Below are 18,718 nucleotides of genomic sequence, written 5' to 3' on the forward strand. Positions count from 1 at the left end.
TCGATGAAGAACGCTGTGACCGACAACGTCCGCTCGCTCTTCGCCGTCCAGGGAATCGACACCGGTTCCGCGGGGAACCAGGTCGAGCTGGTGATCGACCGCTTCGACCACTGGACCAACAAGTCGCGTGGCGAGGCCTTCAACTGTTTCACCGGCGCCTGTTGCACCGCTCCGCCGCTGGCCGAAGCGAGCTGAAAATCCTCCAGCCGGCCGTTTCCCGGACGCGGGAAACGGCCGGTTCGTGCGTCCGGGGAAGCATGAGGACGGAAAGTCACCGACCGGGTGCGGAATCCGTAGGCGTGTGACCCTTATGCCGTAGCGCCCTCGAAGCAGCCCAGCCGACTCACCACCCGAACGGTGGAACGTGTTCCGTGCGGGCGTGTTTATGTTTGGGCGCGGGGGCGTGCTCGAAAAGGGGGCGACGCGATGGTGATCAGAGTTCTCGTGGCCGAAGACATGCACATCGTCAGGGGAGCGCTGGTCGCACTGCTGCGGTTGGAACCGGATATCGAAGTGGTGTCCGAAGTGGCTTCCGGGGACGAGATCCTCACCTCCGCACGGACTTCCCGCGCCCAGGTCGCGATCATCGACATCGATCTGCCCGGCAAGGACGGGCTCACCGCGGCCACCGAACTGCACGAACAGCTTCCCGAGGTCAGAACGCTGATCTTGACCAGCCTCGGCAGGCCAGGGACGCTCCGCCGGGCCCTGGCGGCCAAAGTGAACGGGTTCCTGCTGAAGGACGCCCCCGCGGAGAAGCTCGCCAACGCCGTGCGCGGCGTGGCGGCCGGACGGCGGATGGTCGACGGCGATCTGGCGCTCGCCGCCTGGGACACCGCGGAATGCCCGCTGACCCCGCGTGAGATCGACGTCCTGCGGCTGACCGCGGAGGGCCGCGACACCCTGGAGGTCGCGGCGAAGGCCTTTCTCTCCACCGGAACCGTGCGCAACTACCTGACCACGATCGTCTCGAAGCTCAACGCGCGCAACCGGGTCGACGCCATCCGCATCGCCAAAGAGTCCGGCTGGATCTAGACGGGCACCACGGCGCGCAGCCGGAAGCGCCCGTCCGCCTCGACCCCCGCGGTCAGCTCGCCGCCGAGCCCGGCGACCCGGTCGGACATGTTCGTGATGCCACTGCCCGCGGCCTCGACCCGCACCGGCCGCTCCGGCTTCGACGGCCGTCCGTTCTCGACGCCGTCGTTGACGATGTCCAGCGCGACCCCGTCGCCGATCCGCCGCACGGCGATCTCGCAGCGTTCGACCTTGCTGTGCCGCAACACATTCGTCACGCCCTCGCGCAGCACCACGGCCAGCACCGTCCGCACCGTCGGCGGCAGGTCCTCGTGCTCGATCTCCAGCCGCACCTGGACGTCGGCGGCCACCAGCACCGCCTGCGCCGAGCGGGACTCCTGATCCAGCGACAGTTCGCGGTAACCGCTCGCCACCGAGCGGACGTCGGTCAGCGCCTGCCGGGTCAGCCCGAGGATCTCCAGCAGCTCGTCGGAGGCCCTGGTGGTGTCGATGTCCATGATCCGGCTGGTCAGCTCGCTCTTGAGCGCGATCGCCGACAGGCTCATCCCCAGCAGGTCGTGCAGGTCGCGGGCGAACCGCAGCCGTTCCTCCGCGACCGCGACCTCGGCGAGCCGCTTCCTGGTCTCACCCAGTTCGGTCACCAGCCGGATGAGCCAGATGAGACCGAAGACCATCAGGCCGGTGTTCAGGATGGACGCGAAGCTGTAGAAGCCGCCGATGAAGTCGGTGCCGTATTCGAGCCGGACCAGCACCACGCTGGCGGCGGTCACGGCGAACGCCGTCCATCCCAGCAGCGGCGGCAGCACCAGCAGCGCGGTGCCGGCGAACAGGCTGGGCAGGCTCACCCAGGTGCTCCCGAGCGGGATCAGCGGCAGGAACGTCAGGCAGGCCTGGACGAGCAGCAGCGCGTAACTCTGCCGCGAGCGCAGCCGGGCGTTCGGCTGGGCGAAATAGGACAGCTGCAGGGTGACCAGCGCGATGAGATAGCCGGCGGTGAACGCGATGTACCAGGTGTCCTCGGTGAGCGCGGTCCACAGGTCGGAGTACCCGGAGAGCATGAAGGCGCGGGTCATCGCGGACAGGCCGAAGAGGATGAAGACCGCCGTCAGTGTCCATTGGACGTTCCTGGCGTCGATCCGGGACCAGTGGTCGGGCGCCTGGGCCAGCGCGGTCTCGGTGGGTTCGGCCTGCTCGGGTATCGGGAGCTCGGCGTGCAGCCGCCACCGGCCCTCCGCGTCGGGTCCCGCGCTCAGCGTCCCGCCGTGCCCGGAGACCTCCTCGGTCACCTTGTCCAGGCTCTCGGCCGTTTCGGCCGGGACGTCCTCGTGCGCGGTTCCGTCGTGGACGATCTCCAGCGCGACCCGGCCCGCGTTCTCGCGCACGGTGATCTCGCACTGTTCGACGCCGGTGTAGCGGAGCACGTTCGTGACACCCTCCCGCAGCACCTTCGCCAGCAGGGTGCGCAGCTTCACCGGCAGCTCGACCTGTTCGAGATCGAGCCGCACCGCCACGTTGGACGCCGAGAGCAGCGACACCGCGGTCCGCGATTCCTTGTCGAGCGACAGCTCCCGGTACCCGCGCGCCACCGACCGCACGTCGGACAGCGTCCGCTGGGCGATCCCGGTGATCTCGGCGAGTTCCTCACGCGCCTGGTCCAGCGACTTGCGCAGCAGCCGGTGCACCAGTTCGCCCTTGAGCGCGATGGCGGACAGACTGAGCCCGAGCAGGTCGTGCAGGTCCCTGGCGAAGGCCAGCCTCTGCTCGGCGACGGCCCGCCTCGCCAGCTCGGTCCTGGCCTGGTGCAACTCGGTGACCAGCCGCGCGAGCCAGGTCAGCAGATACACGACCAGCGCGTAGAAGATCGCGGTGATGCTGTCGAACGTCGCGCTGAGCCAGGTGTCGTCGTAGACCCACAGGATCCACGTCGTGCCCGCCATGAACACGGTGAACACCGTCCAGCCCGTCCGCGGCCGGAACAGCAGCAGCGCGCTGCCCGCCGCGAGGGTGGTCAGCGAGCTCAGCGCCGCGTCGAAGTGCAGCGTCGGCAGGTAGGCGAGGCACGCCTGGACCACGAGCATGGCCTTCGCGAGCCTGGTGTCCAGACGGACCGCCGGGCGGCTGAAGAACAGGAGCTGGATCGCCAGCACGGGTGCGACGTACAGGACCGCGAGCAGGCCCTGCCAGAAGTCCACCCCGGGCTGCAAAAGCACCGCGAGGAGACCGAACAGGCAAGAGTTGACGAAGACGACGGTGATGATCAGCCCGGCGAGGAGCAGTGCTCTCCGGGGGCGCCGGTCGATCCCGGCGGTACCCAGAGGTTCGGCGGTCACCGCGAGCTGTTCCGGCACAGGCACCCCAGTGGTAGCAGAAGACGCTTTGTTCCTTGTCGTGCTGCCCCCTCGCGACGGCGGGGGCCGCCGCGCGGCCCCCATCGCGGTGTGTTTCGGATCGTAACCCATGTTCGTTACCCGGGTCGCCGCTTTCGAGGAGGGGAAACGGCGGATCAAGGAGAAGTTTTCCCCGCCGGCTACGGGAAAATCGCCGTGGTCACCCGCGCGGGTGTGGGGCGTTCGGACCACGCGGCGCGTCGCGGAACACGCCACGATGGAAGACATGGGCGGTTCCGCGATTCCATTGTGTACGCCACCGGGTACGCCGCGACGGGCGGGCTCTCGCGGCGGGCGCGGGCCGCTGGCCTTAAGCTCGGCGCATGGCCAGGTATTTCGACGTACATCCGGAAAATCCGCAGCGGCGCGCGATCGGACAGGTCGTCGACATCCTCCGCGAGGACGGGCTCATCGCGTATCCGACGGACTCCTGTTTCGCCCTCGGCTGCCAGCTGGGGAACAAACAGGGCATCGACCGCATCCGGAGCATCCGCAAACTGGACGACCGCCACCATTTCACCCTAGTGTGCCAGGACTTCGCCCAGCTGGGCCAGTTCGTGCACGTGGACAACGCGGTCTTCCGCGCGGTCAAGGCGTCCACGCCGGGCAGTTACACGTTCATCCTCCCGGCCACCAAGGAGGTTCCGCGCCGTCTGCTGCACGCCAAGAAGAAGACCGTCGGCGTGCGCATCCCGGACCACGTGGTCACCCAGGCACTGCTGGGCGAACTCGGCGAACCGCTGCTGTCGAGCACGCTGCTGCTGCCCGACCAGGAGGAGCCGATGACCCAGGGCTGGGACATCAAGGAACATCTGGAGCACGTGGTGGACGCGGTGATCGACTCCGGCGACTGCGGGGTCGAACCCACCACGGTCATCGACTTCTCGTCGGGCGAGCCGGAGATCGTGCGCCGGGGCGCCGGCGACACCTCGCGCTTCGAATGACCGTGCGGGACCGGTCGCCCGGTCCCGCCACGGAAGTGCCTTCTCCGCCTTCAGTGCGTGAGGAGCCCTTCGGTCTTCGACGGGGCCGACGGGATGTGGAACAGCCGGGTGAACAGGTCCAGCATCGCCGGTTCGCCCTTGATGGCGACGGCGCCGCAGGTGAGCGCGCTCGTGGCGTCCAGCTCGCCGTTCAGCAGCTTGAGCATGAGCGGTCCGCGCGGCTCGATGACCAGGTCCGGGTCCGGATGCGGGCCCTCGCCCGCGGTGACCGCGCCGTCCTCGACCACCGCGTGGACGATCATCTGGTCGCCCATTCGGTCGGTGCCGTAGTGAAGTTCGAAGGCGCCCCGGACGCCGCGGGCCGCGTCCGGCTGGAAGGTCGTGTACAGCGACAGGATCGCGGCGTCGAGGGTGAACAGGTCGTCCGCCGCCGGTTCGGTGAGCGAGCGGGCGCCCCACAGACCCAGCTGCAGCACGATCTGGTCGAGGTCGTTGCCGTACTCGGTCAGCTCGTAGACCACCCCGGCGTCGAGCTGCGAAAGCACCCGGCGCTGGACGACGCCGTGCCGCTCGAGTTCGTTGAGCCGGGTCGACAGGATGCTCGGCGGGATCTTCGGCAGGCCCTGCTGCAGCTCGTCGAAGCGCTTCGGGCCGAGCAGCAGGTCGCGGATCACGAGCAGGGACCAGCGTTCCCCGATGATCTCGAGCGCGCGGGCGAGGCCGCAGAACTGGCCATAGGTGCGAGCGGTCATGCTTGACTCCTCAACTTCCTTGATCTGGTGGTGGCGGGGTGGTGCTCGTTCAACGGATCGGATTTCCCTCGGAGAGCAGTTCGCGGTGCAGCTCTCGCAGTTCGGCGCAGGGTTCCACCCCCAGTTCGTCCTCGAGCCGCGTCCGCAGCCAGTGGTAGGCCGCCAGCGCGTCGCTGCGCCGGCCGCTGAGTCCCAGTGCGCGGATCAGCTGGCCGTGCAGGGTTTCGTCGAACGGGTTCGCGGTGGCCAGCGAGCGCAGCACGCCGAGCATCTCCCGGTGCCGCCCGGACCGGATCTCGGCCTCGATCCACAGGTCACGGGCGTTGCGCCGGTGCTCCAGCAGATAGACGGTGTAGGCGGCCAGGGTCGGTCCACAGTGGATGTTGGCCAGCGGGGGACCGGACCACAGGTCCAGCGCGGTACGGAACGCGTGCGCGGCCGCCGCGTTGTCGTCTTCGTCCAGCAGGTCGCGCCCGAGCCGGTGCAGACGCTGGAACTCCGACACGTCGACCATGGCGGGATCGACGTCCAGCCGGAACCCGGGCGGGCCGGTGACGAGGATGCCGCCGTCGCCGCCGGGGTCGAGGTGACGGCGGAGATGGTGGACGTAGGTGTGCAGGGTCCGGCGGACGCTGCGCGGGGGCGCGTCGTTCCACAGTTCGTGGACCAGGGAGTCGACATGGACCGTCTTGCCGGGACGGATGAGCAGCATCGCCAGCAGCTGCAGGAGTTTCGGTGTGGTGGGCGCGCGATCGGCGCCGCCGGCGTGCAGTTCCAGAGGTCCGAGCAGCCGTGCGCGCACCGGGTCCGGCGCTCGGTTCGAGGCGACCGGCGCGGTGGCCGTGTCTCCCGGTTCGATCGTCATCGCGTGCATCCCCTGCCCCTCCGGCGGACTCCCCCTCTGTGACGGTGACAGAGGCGGAACCTTCGGAACAGTGGCGGAAACACCGGCGGGCTATGATTTCTTCGTTGCGCCGTATGCGATCGTCACGACCTGGTGCGCGGAACCTTTTGTGGCAAAAGAGAAGACGCGGACAAGGGTCAGAGCCAGTCTGAATCGGTGGCGATGCGGATGGCGTCGACCCGGTTGCGGGCGTTGAGTTTCGTGACCACCGTGGCGAGATAGTTCCGCACGGTTCCCGGTGACAGGAACAGTTCCGCCGCGATGTCGGCGACCGTGCGCCCGTTCGCGGCGAGGCGGAGGATCTCGGCTTCCCGCGGGGTCAGCGGACAGTCTTCCGTTTCCCAGGCGGACAACGCGAGTTCACTGTCGATCACCCGGCGGCCGATGGCGACCGAGCGGACGGCGTTGGCGAGCTTGTCGGCGGGCGCGTCCTTGAGCAGGAAGCCGTTGACCTTCGCGTCGAGCGCGCGGCGCACGGTGCCCGGGCGGCCGAGCGAGGTGAGGATCAGCGTGCGGACGCTGGGAAGTTGCTGGTAGAGCTCCGAAGCGGCGGCGAGACCGTCCTTGGCGGGCAGGTCGATGTCGATGATCGCGACGTCCGGGAGGTACTCGGCGGCCATCGGGAGGATCTTGTCGCCCGAGGCGACCTCCGCGACGACCTCGATGTCCTGTTCGAGGTTCAGCAGGGCGACCAAGGCGCCGCGGACCATGTGCATATCCTCGGCCAATAGGACTCGGATCACTCCGGCCTCCTCTTCGCCCAAACTTCCCCCAAAACACGCTAACTCTCAGTGTACATAGCAAACCCGGAAGAGTGAATCTGTAACGCACGATTCAAGGTTGTGCTTTTTCCGGCGGCCTGCTCGGCCGATCACCGGCCCTGGTGAGCTGCGGCGATGACGAAGGTTCGAGGTTCATAGAACTGCTATCGATCGATTACTCGGTGTCAGGCTAGAAGACGGTAAAATTGCCATCGAAAGTGCTTTTCATTCTCTGGCGAGTACGTTCCACTCCGGTGAATTCACCCGGCGAACGGGTGAAATTCCCATTGTCGACGGGGCGGAATGGACTGTTCGGCGGTACCGGCGCCTACCTCGATCGGCTGTCGAGCGGACGGCGAGCGCGGCGTGGTGTCCTCGGCAGGAGCCGAGTTCGCGCGCGAAGCCCCCACTATCCACAAAGGACGTATGTGATGAGCTCACTGCTGGGTGCCCTCCGACAAGCCTTGTTCGCACCTTCGCTGGCCTCGGTCGGTTTCGAGGGACGCGGCTTCGGGGTGCCGCCGACGCCGTCGACCGCCCGGCTGGAGTCGATCCCGCAGGCGGTGGTGTGCGGGTTCGAATGGGGGATCCACGGGCCGGCGCTGTGGGAGGCCGAGCGGCGGCTGGACATGGTCGAGCAGGAGATGCGCGGGTTCGCCTACGAGGGCGCGGCGATGGCGTTCACCATCCTCGACGTCATGCCCGGCGGCCGGAAGGATCGCACGGCCGAACTGATGAGCGGACCCGGCCTCCCGCACGTGTTCCTGACCTACATCGGCATCGGGTTCGCGATGGCCCGGCTGCCCCGGCCGCTGTGGAAGAAGGTCCTGCCGGACCTGGACGGGGTGCCGTTCCATCCGACGATGAGCTGGCTGGCCGTCGACGGCTACGCGTTCGACCGCGCGTACTTCGACACGCGCAAATGGGTCGACGAGCAGTACGTGCCCAAGCCGTACCCGTGGGCGGGCGCCCCCGCGTACTTCCCGCGCGCCTGCGACCAGGGCATCGGGCGGGCGCTGTGGTTCATCAACGGCGCCGACCCGGTGAAGGTGGCGGCGGCGGTGAACCGCTTCCCCGCGGCACGCCGTCCGGACCTGTGGGCCGGGGTCGGGCTGGCCTCGACCTTCGCGGGCGGCTGTGGCCAGCCCGGACTGGCCAGGCTGCGCGAGTCGGCGGGGGAGCACCAGGACGAACTCGGCCTCGGTGTCGTGTTCGCGGTGAAGGCGAGGACGTTCTCGTCGTTCGTCCCGCCGCACACCCGGCGCGCCGCGCGGACGCTCGCCGGGCTGAGCATCGAGGAGGCCGTCGACCTGGCCGACTCGACCGAGGTCGTCGAGAACGCCGCGGACGGGACGCCCGCCTATGAACTCTGGCGGCAGAACATCCGGGAGGGTCTCGCTCCTTCGGCGGGCCGCCTGTCCGCGTAGACGCCGAAAAGGGGCCTTCGACGTGAAGGCCCCTTTTTCGCTGCTCGGGTCAGGCCGCGCGCTTGACCGGCTCCGGCCGGTACCGCAGGTCGGGCAGCGCGATCAGGACCGGCGGGTCGAACAGGCGCTTCGGGCGCACCCGCAGGTCCGCCAGCCGCGCGGTGACGCCCGGCTCGACGGTGATCGGGCCATGGTGCCCGGTGTACCCGGTTCCGCGGCGGGTGAGCGGTCCGGTCACGCAGTGCGCGACCAGGTGCCAGGTGCCCTCCGGGACGTCGGTCAGCTGATAGGGGCCGGGAGCGTCGATGACCGCGTACCGCACGGGCGCGCCCTCGGGGATCCGCGTCGGGAAGAGACCGACGAAGACGAGGCCGGGCGAGATCTCCGGTGGCGCCGACACGAAGCCGCGGACGATCGCCGGCTTCGTCCCGGGACGGGGTTCGCCCGCCAGGCGGTGCTGGAAGCCGCCCTGCTGGCGGTACGTGGAAGGAGAGAGTCCGACGCGGCTGCTGAACCGCGTGCTGAAGGTTCCGACGCTGTTGTAACCCACGCGGTGGCTGATGTCGGCGACCGTGATCGAGGTCGTCAGCAGCAGACGCTTGGCCTCGTCGAGCCGCAGCGCGGACAGGAACCTGCCGGGCGAAACGCCGGTGGCCTGCTGGAACACCCTGGTGAAATGAAATTTGCTGAACGTCGCGGCACGGGCGATGTCGTCGATAGTGAGCTCTTCGCCCAGTTTCTCGTTCATGGCGGCAATGGCTCGCTCCACGGCTCGCCGGACAGTCTCATCCATTGTACCGTCCTTTCGCTCGAGGAATTCTGGCGTGCTTTGCGGTTTCCGACACTAGTGTTCGCCGCCGCTTCTCCTGAAGTGCTTGATTCACCGCCGGATATGGATTCATGTGTGCGGCGACGTGAAAATTTCACGGTCGTCGCGGCGGGTCCGTGGAAGGTCGCGCATCATGGGATGACCATGCGAAAGCCACTGGTCGGCAATGGCGTGAACACTGGATCTTCGCAGGCGGGGCCCGCAAAATTCCTGGTAGCGCATTCACGCCGGAAGTCCCCCGGCCGTGTTGGCGCGGTCCGAAGAACGTATTCCCGCGGCAACACAGAACCGGCCCTTGACCGCGTCCCCCCGCGGCGGTCAAGGGCCGGTTTCCATTTCGCGGTAAGGTTGTGTGAGGATAGTATTGTCGGCTCGTGGGGCGGGCACAGGCGAAAGGCAGATGGATCGATGATCAAGGTCCTGGTGGCGGAGGACATGCACATTGTCCGGGGGGCCCTGGTCGCGCTGCTCGGGCTGGAAGCCGACATCGAGGTCGTCGCGGAATGCGCCAGCGGTGACGAGATCCTCCCGCTCGCCCAGTCCGCGCGCCCCGACATCGCGCTCATCGACATCGACCTGCCGGGCAAGGACGGGCTCACCGCTGCCGCCGAACTGCACGAGCAATTGCCCGGGGTGCGCACGCTGATCCTCACCTCGCTCGGCAGCCCCGGCACCCTGCGGCGGGCGTTGGCCGCGAAGGTCAATGGCTTCCTTCGCAAGGACGCGCCCGCCGACAGGCTGGCCAACGCGGTCCGCGGGGTCGCCGCCGGACGGCGCGTCGTCGACGGCGATCTCGCGCTCGCCGCCTGGGACAGCGAGGAATGCCCGCTCACCGCACGCGAGATCGAGGTGCTCCGGCTGGCGTCGGTCGGCTCCGACCCGACCGAGATCGCGGCGGAACTGTTCTTGTCCGCCGGTACCGTGCGGAATTATCTGACGACGATCGTTTCGAAGCTCAGCGCCCGCAACCGGGTCGACGCGGTGCGGATCGCGCGGGAGTCCGGCTGGCTGTGACGCCGGCTCACCTTCACCGGGTGGGCACGTTCATCGTCGCGTGGGCGAGATCCGCGGCGAATTCGCCGGGGGAAGCCGCTTCCGCGAGCAAACGGCGTTGCCGGGCCGCGCCTGTCCCGTGTTCGAACAGCGAGTCCAGTCCCCGTTCGACGTCTTCGGTGTCACCGGCGGCGTCGAGGGCGGGACGGATGAAGTCGACGAGTTCGCCGAGCAGGTCCCGCTGGTCGGCCTCCTCGCCGGTGAAGACGTCGATGCCCGGCCCGTCGAGTCCCCGGCGCGCGGCGGCCGTCAGGGCCGTCGCGATCCGGGGCCCGCGGGCTCTCGGCAGTATCGCCGTCCTGACGCAGGTCGCGACCAGCCCGCGCACCAGCGCCGCGAGGAGCACGGCGTCGTCGACGGCCAGGCAGACGTCGGCGATCCGTACTTCCACAGTGGGGTGACGCGGGGAAAGGCGGGCGTAGAAGTACACGCCCGCCGTGTCGAGGGCGGCGCCGTGGCGCAAGGCTTCCCGGATACTGCGGTCGTAGGCGGCCGCGCCGGGCCATTCGTCGGGCGGTCTCGCCGTCGGCCAGCGGTCCCAAAGCGGGAAGCGCCTGCTCGACCATCCGGAATCGGTGCCGTGCTCGACCGGCGAGTTGACGCTGATCGCCAGCAACGGCGCGAGCCAAGGCCGGAGCCCGGCGAGGACCCGCGCGCCGACGTCCCGCGACGGCAAGCCGACGTGCACGTGGCAGGCGCACGTTCCCGCTTCGTCGATCAGATCGGGAAAAGCCTGGGCCAGCCGCCGGTACCGGGGTTCGGGCATGAGCGCGTCTCCCCGCAGGTCACCGGGCGGGACCCCCGCCGCCACCATCAGGCAGCCGTCGGCCTCCGCCGCCGCCGCGACCATCTGCCGCAGCCGGGTCAGATCCGAGCGCACTTCGTCCAGGCCGTGGCAGATGCCGGTCGCGGTCTCGATCTGGAACCGCATCAGCTCACCGGTGACGTCCGTTTCAGCGGCGAGGTTTTCGAGAAGATCGGGCGCGCGCAACGCGACCGAGCCGTCCAACGGGTCCAAGAGGACGAACTCTTCTTCCACGCCTAGGGTGAAGTTCATGCCGTCAGGCGCCATGGTTCTCCGTTTCTGGTGATTTCGCCGGTACTGACGAATCTCCCCCTTCAGGCCCGGTGAGGAAAGGGCCGGTGTGCTGAACTTCGTTGCGGCGAAAGTGTTTCGTGGTCTCACGGACGGTCTAGGCTGAGTTCATGATCGACCTGTATCCACCCGCCGAGCCTTACGAAGAAGGGTTGCTCGAGGTAGGTGACGGCAACCTCGTCCACTGGGAGACCTGCGGGAACCCGGCCGGGAAACCGGCGGTCGTGCTGCACGGCGGTCCCGGACAGGGCTGCGTGCCGGGCATGCGGCGGATGTTCGACCCGGCCCGCTACCGCGTCGTCCTGTTCGACCAGCGGGGCTGCGGCCGCAGTACCCCGCACGCGAGCGATCCGGCGACGGACCTGCGGCACAACACGACGGAACATCTCCTCTCCGACATGGAACTGTTGCGGGAGCACCTGGGCATCGAACGCTGGCTCGTCACCGGCGGCTCGTGGGGAACGACGCTCGCGCTCGCTTACGCCGAACGATTTCCGGAGCGGGTCACGGAGATCATCGTCAGCTCGATCAGTACGACAAGTCCTTCCGAGATCGACTGGCTGTATCGCGGCGCCGGCCGGTTCTTCCCCGAAGAGTGGGCCCGCTTCCGCGGTGATCTCTCCGGTGACCTGGTCGCCGCCTACGCGCGGCTCATGGAGGACCCCGACCCGCACGTGCGCACCGAGGCCGCTCGTTCCTGGTGTGCCTGGGAGGACACCGTCCTTTCCCTGGAGCCCGGCGCGACCGTCCACAATGGCCCGATCGGCGAATGGGAGCTCGCGTTCGCTCGTATCGTCACGCACTACTACTCCCACGCGGGCTGGCTGGAACCCGGCGCGCTGATCCGCGACGCCGGTCTGTTGCGGGACATTCCCGGCGTCCTGATCCACGGGCGCCGGGACCTGAGCTGCCCGGTGGACACGGCGTGGAACCTCGCCCGCGCCTGGCCGGGTTCGGAACTGCTGATCGACGACGACTCAGGGCATCACTCGAGCGACGTCAAACGGACCTGGAAACTGGAAGCGCTGGATCGTTTCGCCTCCCGCGGGTGGTGACACGGCCCGCATTCAGTCGACTGAACGCGAAAGAGAAAACCGCGGCGACACCCTGAAAGGATGTCGCCGCGGTCAGGAACTCAAGCGGCCGCGCGCTGAACGACGATGTCGTCGAGCCGAGTGCGGGCGTACACCTTGACCTCGCCGCCCGCGAGGAGCGAGTTCCGCACAGAACCCTTCGTGCTCTTCGCGTCCACCGACGCGGCGTCCCCGTCGACGCCGACCTCGATGCCGCCGGACGCGTTCACGAGCTCGGCCGCGCCGTGCGACAGCCGTCCGACGCGGATCGGGCAGTTGGCCGCCTTCGCGACGACGTCGCCGTCGGCGCGGTCGACGTCGAAGCTCCCGCTCGATCCGGAGAAGTCGACACTGGACCGGGCGTGCCCGATCCAGACCTGCCCGCCCGCCCCGACGTACTTGAAGGTGCCTTCGGCCTCGCCGATCCGCAGTCCGGCCGTGCTGCCTTCGACGTTCACGGTCCCGGCGACGTGCCCGACGGCGACCTCGCCCGCGGCCAGGTTGCCCCGCACCGCCGCGACGCGGTCGACCTGGATCCAGCCGGAGGACACCTCCAGTTCGCAGTCACCGAACTGGCCTTCGGCGAGCACGTCCGACCACGCCGTGTTCAGGACCAGCTTGGAGCCGGTGGGCACCTCGATCGTGATGGCCACCGAGCAGCTCTTGCCGCCGGCTTTCCTCGTTTCGATGGAGAGCTCTCCGTTGGCGAAGTCGACCTTGGTCTTCTCGGCGACCTTCACGTCCGACTTGTTCGCGGCGTCGATCGGCTCGACCAGGACGACCGTGTCTTCGCGGTCGCTCGCGGTGACGCGGACCCGGGCGCCGGCGGTGGTCAGCGTGGCGGTGATCGGCGACGGCGTGGTGAAAACAGACATGGTGGGAACTCCCTCGGTGGTGGTGATCTCTCGTTGTTGTTGAAGCAACGATCGCCGACCGTCCTGACACCGGACCGCCACCGCGCTGACACGCCGGGAACGCGGTGTCAGCCTGCTCGGAGGTGCTGGGTGAGGAAGAGGGCCGCACGGTCGAGCGCGTGGTCGGCTTCGTCGAGGGCGCCGCCCGCGAAGGCCTGGAAGACGTGAGGGGCGTCGGCGGTGACGTCCAAGATGACGTCCACTCCCGCGTCGCGGGCGCGAGCGGCGAGCCGGGTGGAGTCGTCGAGCAGGATCTCGTTGGCGCCCACCTGAAGCAGCAGCGGGGGAAAGCCGGTCAGGTCGGCGTGGACGGCCGGGCTCAGCAACGGTCGGTTCGGGTCCTGGCCCGCGAGATACATCGCGCCCGTGCTCATTACGGCGTCCCGGGTGAAGATCGGGTCCGCGTCCTCCTTGGCCGTCATGCTTTCCCCGGTCCGGGTGGCGTCCAGCCCAGGGGAGAAGGCCACGATCGCGGCAGGCAGGGGAAGATCGGCGTCCCGGGCGGCCAGTGCGGTGGTGACGGTGTAACCCCCACCGGCGGAATCCCCGGCGAATCCGAGGGAGGACGGGCTCACGCCCTGATCGAGGAGCGCGCGATAGGCGCTCAGGTTGTCCTCCAGACCGGCGGGGAACGGATGTTCGGGAGCGAGGCGATAGTCCACCGAGTACGCCTCGAAGCCCGTCTTCGAGACCAATTGCGCGGTCAGTGACAGCGCCGTCTCGGGCGAGCCGAACACGAAACCGCCGCCGTGGAAGTACAGGATCGTGCCGCGCCGAGGCGCGTCGGCCGGTGTCACGTGCAGGGCGGGCCGGTCGCCGAGGATCACCGGAGCTGTGTGGACGTTCTCCGGCACTGTCATCGTGTCCATGAGCGCCTTGAATCCGGTGCGCAACTCCGCGACGGAGCGTGGTCCCGTGGGGCGGAAGCGGCGGAGCATCGCGTCGATGTCGGCCAGTTGCTGCTTGCTCATCCTGAGACCCCTCTGCCAAGTAGTTTTCCAGTACACTATATGCCATGGCATATAACTCTCGCGGCGACGACCTCGACCTGCAGAAGCTCTTCGCGGATCTCGTCCGTTGCGAGACGCGCCTGTACAACGCGCTGAACGAGCGCTTGCGTTCGGAGCACGGGATGGCCACCTCGCAGTTCGAGTTCCTGCGATTCCTTCGTGAACACTCCGGAGCCCGCGTGGCCGACCTCGCCGCGGAATTCGCCATCGGCGCCGGTGCCACCAGCAAGGGTGTCGACCGGCTGGAGCGGCAGGGGTGGATCGTCCGCCAGATCAACCCCGCGGACCGCAGGTCCTCCCTGTTGGCCTTGACCGACGAGGGCAGGCGGCGCGTCGAGGCCGCCGAGCGCACCGTGACAGCCTGCTTGAGCGAACTGATCGAAGACACCCTCGGGACGCGCTCTGTCGCCGACGCTCTCGGCCTGCTGCGATCCGCGCTCGAACAACACCGGATCGGCATCCCCACCGGCTAAGGAATGGTGACGTCCTCGGGTGTCTTGTCCGCCCGCAGTCCCCGCCAGGTCGTGTGCCGGAGCCGTCCGTCCGGGGTCCAGTTCCGGTGCACGACCTCGCCGACGAGTTCAGGCTCCACCCAGTGCACCCGCCGGGCCCGATCCCGCGGGACCTCCGAAGCGAAAGGAGGCGTTTTCCGCTCCAGCGGGGTGAGCCGGTTGTGCAGGTCGTCGAGGACTTTGTCGCTGAACCCGGTCCCGACGTCGCCGACATACCGCAGCTCACCAGCCTCGTCGTGCGCGCCGAGCAACAGCGCGCCGAGCGTCCCCGCAGGCCGTCCCTCGCCGGGCCGCCAGCCGCCGATCACGACCTCCTGCGTGTGCCACAGTGCCCGCTTGATCCACTGCCGCGTCCGTTTTCCCGGGTGGTAGCGGCTGTCGAGCTTCTTCGCGATCAGCCCTTCGAGGCCGTGCTGCCGGACGACGTCGAGCAGTTGATCGGGCGAGATGTCGTCGTCGGTGTACCCCGGCGGGATGACGACGCGACCGCCGGCGTCCAGGGAGGTCAGCACGTCCCGGCGGGCGGCGTAGGGCTCGTCGAGCAGACTTTCACCGTCGAGAAGCAGCACGTCGAAGGCGAAGAAGTGCACCGGGCTGCGCTCCAGCAGCGACGCGTCCGGAACACGCAGGTGCCGGGTCTGCAACAGCGGGAAGCTGGGCCGTCCCTTGTCGTCGAGGACGACGATCTCGCCGTCGAGGACGACTTCGTGGCCATCGAACGCTTCGCCGGTCACGTCCGGGTACGTCGGCGTGATGTCGAGGCCGCGACGGCTGGTCAGGCGCGTCTCGCCGTCGCGCGCGACGCGCAGGCAGCAGCGGTAGCCGTCCCATTTGTATTCGTACCCCCACCCGCCGGTGGGCAGGTCGCCGTCGGTCGCCAGCATCGGGGCGATCGCGTCCGGCACGGTGCTCATGCCTCACGGTACCCCGGAAACCCCGCCGGTGATCTATCGTCGAAGGGTGCCTGAGGAGCGGATAACGGTCGAGGTCGAGGGACGACGGCTGGGGCTGTCCAATCTGGACAAGGTGCTTTACCCGGCGCACGGTTTCACCAAACGCGAGGTCCTCGACTACTACCGCCGGGTCGCCCCGGTCATGCTCCCGCATCTGCGCGACCGGGCCGCCACGTTCCGCCGGTTCCCGGACGGCGTCGACGGCGAACCGTTCTACGAGAAGAACGTTTCCCGGCACGCGCCCGAATGGGTGCGCACCGCCCGGCTCACCAACCGCGGCCGCCGGGGCGGCGAGGAGACGCTCGACTATCCGGTGGTCGGTGATCTCCCGACGCTGATGTGGGCGGCCAACCTCGCCGCGCTGGAACTGCACGTTCCACAGTGGACGGTCGGCCCGCGCGGCGCGCGGAAGCCGCCCGATCTGCTGGTGTTCGACCTCGACCCCGGTCCGCCCGCGGACGTCGTCGACTGCTGCCGGGTCGCCGAGACGCTCAGCGACCTGCTCACCGGGGACGGCCTGACGGTGTACGCGAAGACCAGTGGCAACAAGGGAATGCAGTTGTACTGCCCGGTGCGCACCCGCTCCGACGAACGCACCTCCGAGTACGCCAAGGCGGTCGCGGAGGAACTCGCGCGCCGCTCACCGGAAACCGTCGTCGCCCGCATGGCGAAGGCGATCCGCCCCGGCCGCGTGTTCATCGACTGGAGCCAGAACAGCACCGCCAAGACCACCATCGCGCCCTATTCGCTGCGCGGACGCGCCGTCCCGACCGTGTCCACCCCGGTGACCTGGGAGGAGGTCGAGGCCTGCCGCAAGGCCGCCGACCTGCTGTTCACCGCCGAGCAGGTGATCGAGCGCGTCGAGGAGATGGGCGACCTGTTCGGCGACATCACCGAGCACCGGGCGGCCGTTCCCGCCCGGTGAGCCCGTCCCGGCGTTGTCCGAAACCGGACAGGATCCGGCCCCGAAAAGACCACTGTGGACTCACGCCGTTCCGCATACGATCGGCGGATCGGGTGCGCGGGGGTGCGTGCCCACCGGGCTGGTACCTCCGGGGCCGGTGAGGATGTGGCTGTTGACCGGGTATCACACGCTGGCCGAGACCGAGAACGCCGTGCGCGCCAAGCTGGGCGGGATCCCGCTGTTGTGGGAGCGGATGGAGGCGGTGGCCAACCTCCACCGCGCTGCCACGGCGGTCCGGCTGCATTTCGAGAACTCGGTCCTGCGCACCGCGGGGCTCACCTGGACCGCGTTCGTGGTGCTCTGGGTGGTGTGGATCTTCGGCGAGAAGGAGACCAGGCACGTCGCCGCGGAGTCCGGCATCACCAAGGGAACGCTGACCGGGGTGATGAAGACCCTGGAGGCCCACGGCCTGGTCACGCGGCGCAAACATCCCGAAGACGGACGCCTCGTGTTGCTCGCGCTGACGCCGGAGGGGGAGCGGTTGATGCGGGAGCTGTTCCCGGAGTTCAACCAAGAGGAAGCGTTCGTCACCGACATGCTCAGCCCGGCGGAATGCACCGAGTTGGCGGTTTCGCTGCGGAAGATCGTCAAGCAACTGGAGGAGAAGGGTGAAGAGCGGCGTCAGGCCGCGGTGACCCGGGGGAGCTGACCCCTACCGAAGACGGTTGCGCGAGACCTCCGGCGACTCCTACGTTTTTTGGAGCCGAACGATCGAAGGGCGCCCTAGATGGACTTCCGGTACTGGCTCGGTCAGGCGTTGACGTCGAACGAGGCGTGGGCGGAGACGTTCACCCCCGTGCGGCCGCATCCGTCGCTGGAGATCTCCGACGGGCGGTTCGAGACCGCGTTCGAGGAGTTCACCGAGCGCCTGAAGGACAACTACCCGTTCTTCCACCCGTCCTACGCGGGCCAGATGCTCAAACCACCGCATCCGGCCGCGGTGGTCGGCTACCTGACCGCGATGCTGGTCAACCCCAACAACCACGCGCTCGACGGCGGTCCCGCGACGGCCGAGATGGAACGCGAGGTGGTCCAGCAGCTCGCCACCATGTTCGGGTACTCGGAACATCTGGGGCACCTGACCACCAGCGGCACGGTGGCGAATCTGGAGGCCTTGTTCGTCGCGCGGGAAACGCATCCGGGCAAGGGGATCGCGTACAGCGCCGAGGCGCACTACACGCACGGCCGGATGTGCGGCGTGCTCGGCGTCGAGGGCCGTACGGTGCCCGTCGACGCCCGCGGCGCGATGGACCTGGACGCGCTCGAAGACCTGCTGCGCACCGGGAAGATCGGCACCGTGGTGGTCACCGCGGGCACGACCGCGCTCGGTACGGTGGAACCGGTCCACGAGGTGCTGGCGCTGCGCGAACGCTACGGCGTCCGGGTGCACGTCGACGCGGCCTATGGCGGGTTCTTCCGGCTTCTGTCCGGTTTGGACGGTCCGGAAGGGCTGCCCGAAGCCCCGTGGCAGGCCATCGCCGAAGCCGACTCGATCGTCATCGACCCGCACAAGCACGGCCTGCAGCCCTACGGTTGCGGCGCGGTGCTGTTCAAGGACCCCGCGGTCGGCCGGTTCTATCTGCACGATTCGCCGTACACCTACTTCACCTCGGAAGACCTGCACCTCGGCGAGATCAGTCTCGAATGCTCCCGGGCGGGCGCGGCCGCCGCCGCGTTGTGGCTCACCTTCCGGGTGCTGCCGCCCACCCCCGACGGGCTGGGCCGGGTCCTCGCCGCCGGCCGCCGCGCGGCGTTGCGGTGGGCGAAACTGCTGGAGGACTCCGAACGGTTCGACCTGTACCAGCCGCCGGAGCTCGACATCGTCACCTACTTCCCCCGCACGGAACCGCTTTCGCTGTCGAAGATCGACGAGGCGAGCGCGCGGATCATGCGCGTCGGGATGGCCGCGGCGAAGGATCCGGTGTTCCTCAGCACGCTCCGGGTGAGCGAGGCTCAGTTCGGTCTGCGTCACACCGGGGTCGACGCGGACGCGGACGGGGCGAGGGTCCTGCGTAGCGTGCTGATGAAGCCCGAAAGCGAGGACCACGTCGACCGCCTGCACGAGCGGCTGGAAGAGTTGTCCCGCGGTTGAGCTTTCGAGTAC

At 68.6% G+C, this 18,718-nt stretch carries 19 protein-coding genes; 10 read left to right on the top strand and 9 right to left on the bottom strand.

Annotation, left to right across the window (positions count from 1 at the left end; translation table 11 throughout):
• The first annotated feature begins 3 nt into the window (after positions 1 to 3).
• Together B0293_RS37460 and B0293_RS37465 are read left to right on the top strand one after the other, a co-directional pair.
• Positions 4 to 195, top strand: a complete 192-nt coding sequence (locus B0293_RS37460) for a hypothetical protein (RefSeq protein ID WP_039916523.1) — start codon at positions 4 to 6, stop codon at positions 193 to 195.
• Positions 196 to 426: 231 nt separating this feature from the next.
• Entirely contained in the window at positions 427 to 1,035 is a 609-nt protein-coding gene (locus B0293_RS37465) for a response regulator transcription factor (protein WP_005154162.1), read from the top strand.
• Here the strand turns inward: B0293_RS37465 and B0293_RS37470 are convergent.
• A complete protein-coding gene (locus B0293_RS37470) occupies positions 1,032 to 3,383 on the bottom strand; it encodes a sensor histidine kinase (protein ID WP_005154161.1) in 2,352 nt (783 codons plus the stop codon). The genes B0293_RS37465 and B0293_RS37470 overlap by 4 nt on opposite strands.
• A gap of 362 nt (positions 3,384 to 3,745) precedes the next feature.
• Here B0293_RS37470 and B0293_RS37475 point away from each other — a divergent pair, with 362 nt between their 5' ends.
• A complete protein-coding gene (locus B0293_RS37475) occupies positions 3,746 to 4,366 on the top strand; it encodes an L-threonylcarbamoyladenylate synthase (RefSeq protein WP_005154159.1) in 621 nt (206 codons plus the stop codon).
• A gap of 50 nt (positions 4,367 to 4,416) precedes the next feature.
• Here the strand turns inward: B0293_RS37475 and B0293_RS37480 are convergent, their stop codons facing one another.
• From B0293_RS37480 to B0293_RS37490, 3 genes are all read right to left on the bottom strand, one after another.
• Positions 4,417 to 5,118 (bottom strand): winged helix-turn-helix transcriptional regulator, encoded by a 702-nt coding sequence (locus tag B0293_RS37480; RefSeq protein ID WP_005154158.1) that lies wholly within the window; start codon positions 5,116 to 5,118, stop codon positions 4,417 to 4,419.
• Positions 5,119 to 5,167: 49 nt separating this feature from the next.
• On the bottom strand, positions 5,168 to 5,992 hold the full coding sequence (locus B0293_RS37485; RefSeq protein WP_005154157.1) for an AfsR/SARP family transcriptional regulator: 825 nt from the start codon (positions 5,990 to 5,992) through the stop codon (positions 5,168 to 5,170).
• A gap of 167 nt (positions 5,993 to 6,159) precedes the next feature.
• A complete protein-coding gene (locus B0293_RS37490; RefSeq protein WP_039916510.1) occupies positions 6,160 to 6,765 on the bottom strand; it encodes a response regulator transcription factor in 606 nt (201 codons plus the stop codon).
• Positions 6,766 to 7,214: 449 nt separating this feature from the next.
• On the opposite strand from B0293_RS37490, the gene B0293_RS37495 reads away from it, so the two are divergent.
• A complete protein-coding gene (locus tag B0293_RS37495) occupies positions 7,215 to 8,210 on the top strand; it encodes a DUF1702 family protein (RefSeq protein WP_039916507.1) in 996 nt (331 codons plus the stop codon).
• Positions 8,211 to 8,259: 49 nt separating this feature from the next.
• Here the strand turns inward: B0293_RS37495 and B0293_RS37500 are convergent, their stop codons facing one another.
• Positions 8,260 to 8,958, bottom strand: a complete 699-nt coding sequence (locus B0293_RS37500; RefSeq protein WP_005154151.1) for a helix-turn-helix transcriptional regulator — start codon at positions 8,956 to 8,958, stop codon at positions 8,260 to 8,262.
• A gap of 489 nt (positions 8,959 to 9,447) precedes the next feature.
• On the opposite strand from B0293_RS37500, the gene B0293_RS37505 reads away from it, so the two are divergent.
• Positions 9,448 to 10,053: a response regulator transcription factor gene (locus B0293_RS37505; RefSeq protein ID WP_005154150.1), complete on the top strand. Its 606-nt coding sequence runs from the start codon at positions 9,448 to 9,450 to the stop codon at positions 10,051 to 10,053.
• A gap of 13 nt (positions 10,054 to 10,066) precedes the next feature.
• Here the strand turns inward: B0293_RS37505 and B0293_RS37510 are convergent, their stop codons facing one another.
• Positions 10,067 to 11,149: a carboxylate-amine ligase gene (locus tag B0293_RS37510; protein ID WP_245191897.1), complete on the bottom strand. Its 1,083-nt coding sequence runs from the start codon at positions 11,147 to 11,149 to the stop codon at positions 10,067 to 10,069.
• Between the two features lie 149 nt (positions 11,150 to 11,298).
• On the opposite strand from B0293_RS37510, the gene pip reads away from it, so the two are divergent.
• The gene (pip, locus tag B0293_RS37515; protein WP_005154147.1) at positions 11,299 to 12,243 is read left to right on the top strand and encodes a prolyl aminopeptidase; all 945 of its coding nucleotides are present in this window, start codon (positions 11,299 to 11,301) and stop codon (positions 12,241 to 12,243) included.
• Between the two features lie 80 nt (positions 12,244 to 12,323).
• Here pip and B0293_RS37520 read toward each other — a convergent pair whose 3' ends face one another.
• Complete coding sequence (locus B0293_RS37520) at positions 12,324 to 13,136, bottom strand: DUF4097 family beta strand repeat-containing protein (RefSeq protein WP_005154146.1); 813 nt, start codon at positions 13,134 to 13,136, stop codon at positions 12,324 to 12,326.
• A gap of 107 nt (positions 13,137 to 13,243) precedes the next feature.
• On the bottom strand, positions 13,244 to 14,146 hold the full coding sequence (locus B0293_RS37525; protein ID WP_005154143.1) for an alpha/beta hydrolase: 903 nt from the start codon (positions 14,144 to 14,146) through the stop codon (positions 13,244 to 13,246).
• A 44-nt stretch (positions 14,147 to 14,190) separates the two neighbouring features.
• Here B0293_RS37525 and B0293_RS37530 point away from each other — a divergent pair, with 44 nt between their 5' ends.
• Positions 14,191 to 14,658 (top strand): MarR family winged helix-turn-helix transcriptional regulator, encoded by a 468-nt coding sequence (locus B0293_RS37530; protein ID WP_005154142.1) that lies wholly within the window; start codon positions 14,191 to 14,193, stop codon positions 14,656 to 14,658.
• Here the strand turns inward: B0293_RS37530 and ligD (B0293_RS37535) are convergent.
• Positions 14,655 to 15,611 (bottom strand): non-homologous end-joining DNA ligase, encoded by a 957-nt coding sequence (ligD, locus tag B0293_RS37535; RefSeq protein WP_005154140.1) that lies wholly within the window; start codon positions 15,609 to 15,611, stop codon positions 14,655 to 14,657. The two genes, B0293_RS37530 and ligD (B0293_RS37535), sit on opposite strands and share 4 nt — an antisense overlap.
• Positions 15,612 to 15,657: 46 nt before the next feature.
• Here ligD (B0293_RS37535) and ligD (B0293_RS37540) point away from each other — a divergent pair, with 46 nt between their 5' ends.
• From ligD (B0293_RS37540) to B0293_RS37550, 3 genes are all read left to right on the top strand, one after another.
• On the top strand, positions 15,658 to 16,575 hold the full coding sequence (gene ligD, locus B0293_RS37540) for a non-homologous end-joining DNA ligase (RefSeq protein WP_039916541.1): 918 nt from the start codon (positions 15,658 to 15,660) through the stop codon (positions 16,573 to 16,575).
• Positions 16,576 to 16,717: 142 nt separating this feature from the next.
• Positions 16,718 to 17,263, top strand: a complete 546-nt coding sequence (locus B0293_RS37545; protein ID WP_085939618.1) for a MarR family winged helix-turn-helix transcriptional regulator — start codon at positions 16,718 to 16,720, stop codon at positions 17,261 to 17,263.
• 78 nt (positions 17,264 to 17,341) lie between these two features.
• Entirely contained in the window at positions 17,342 to 18,706 is a 1,365-nt protein-coding gene (locus B0293_RS37550; RefSeq protein WP_005154137.1) for a pyridoxal phosphate-dependent decarboxylase family protein, read from the top strand.
• Positions 18,707 to 18,718 lie beyond the last annotated feature (12 nt).

The sequence above is a fragment of the Amycolatopsis azurea DSM 43854 genome (genome assembly GCF_001995215.1).
GTDB lineage: Bacteria > Actinomycetota > Actinomycetes > Mycobacteriales > Pseudonocardiaceae > Amycolatopsis > Amycolatopsis azurea.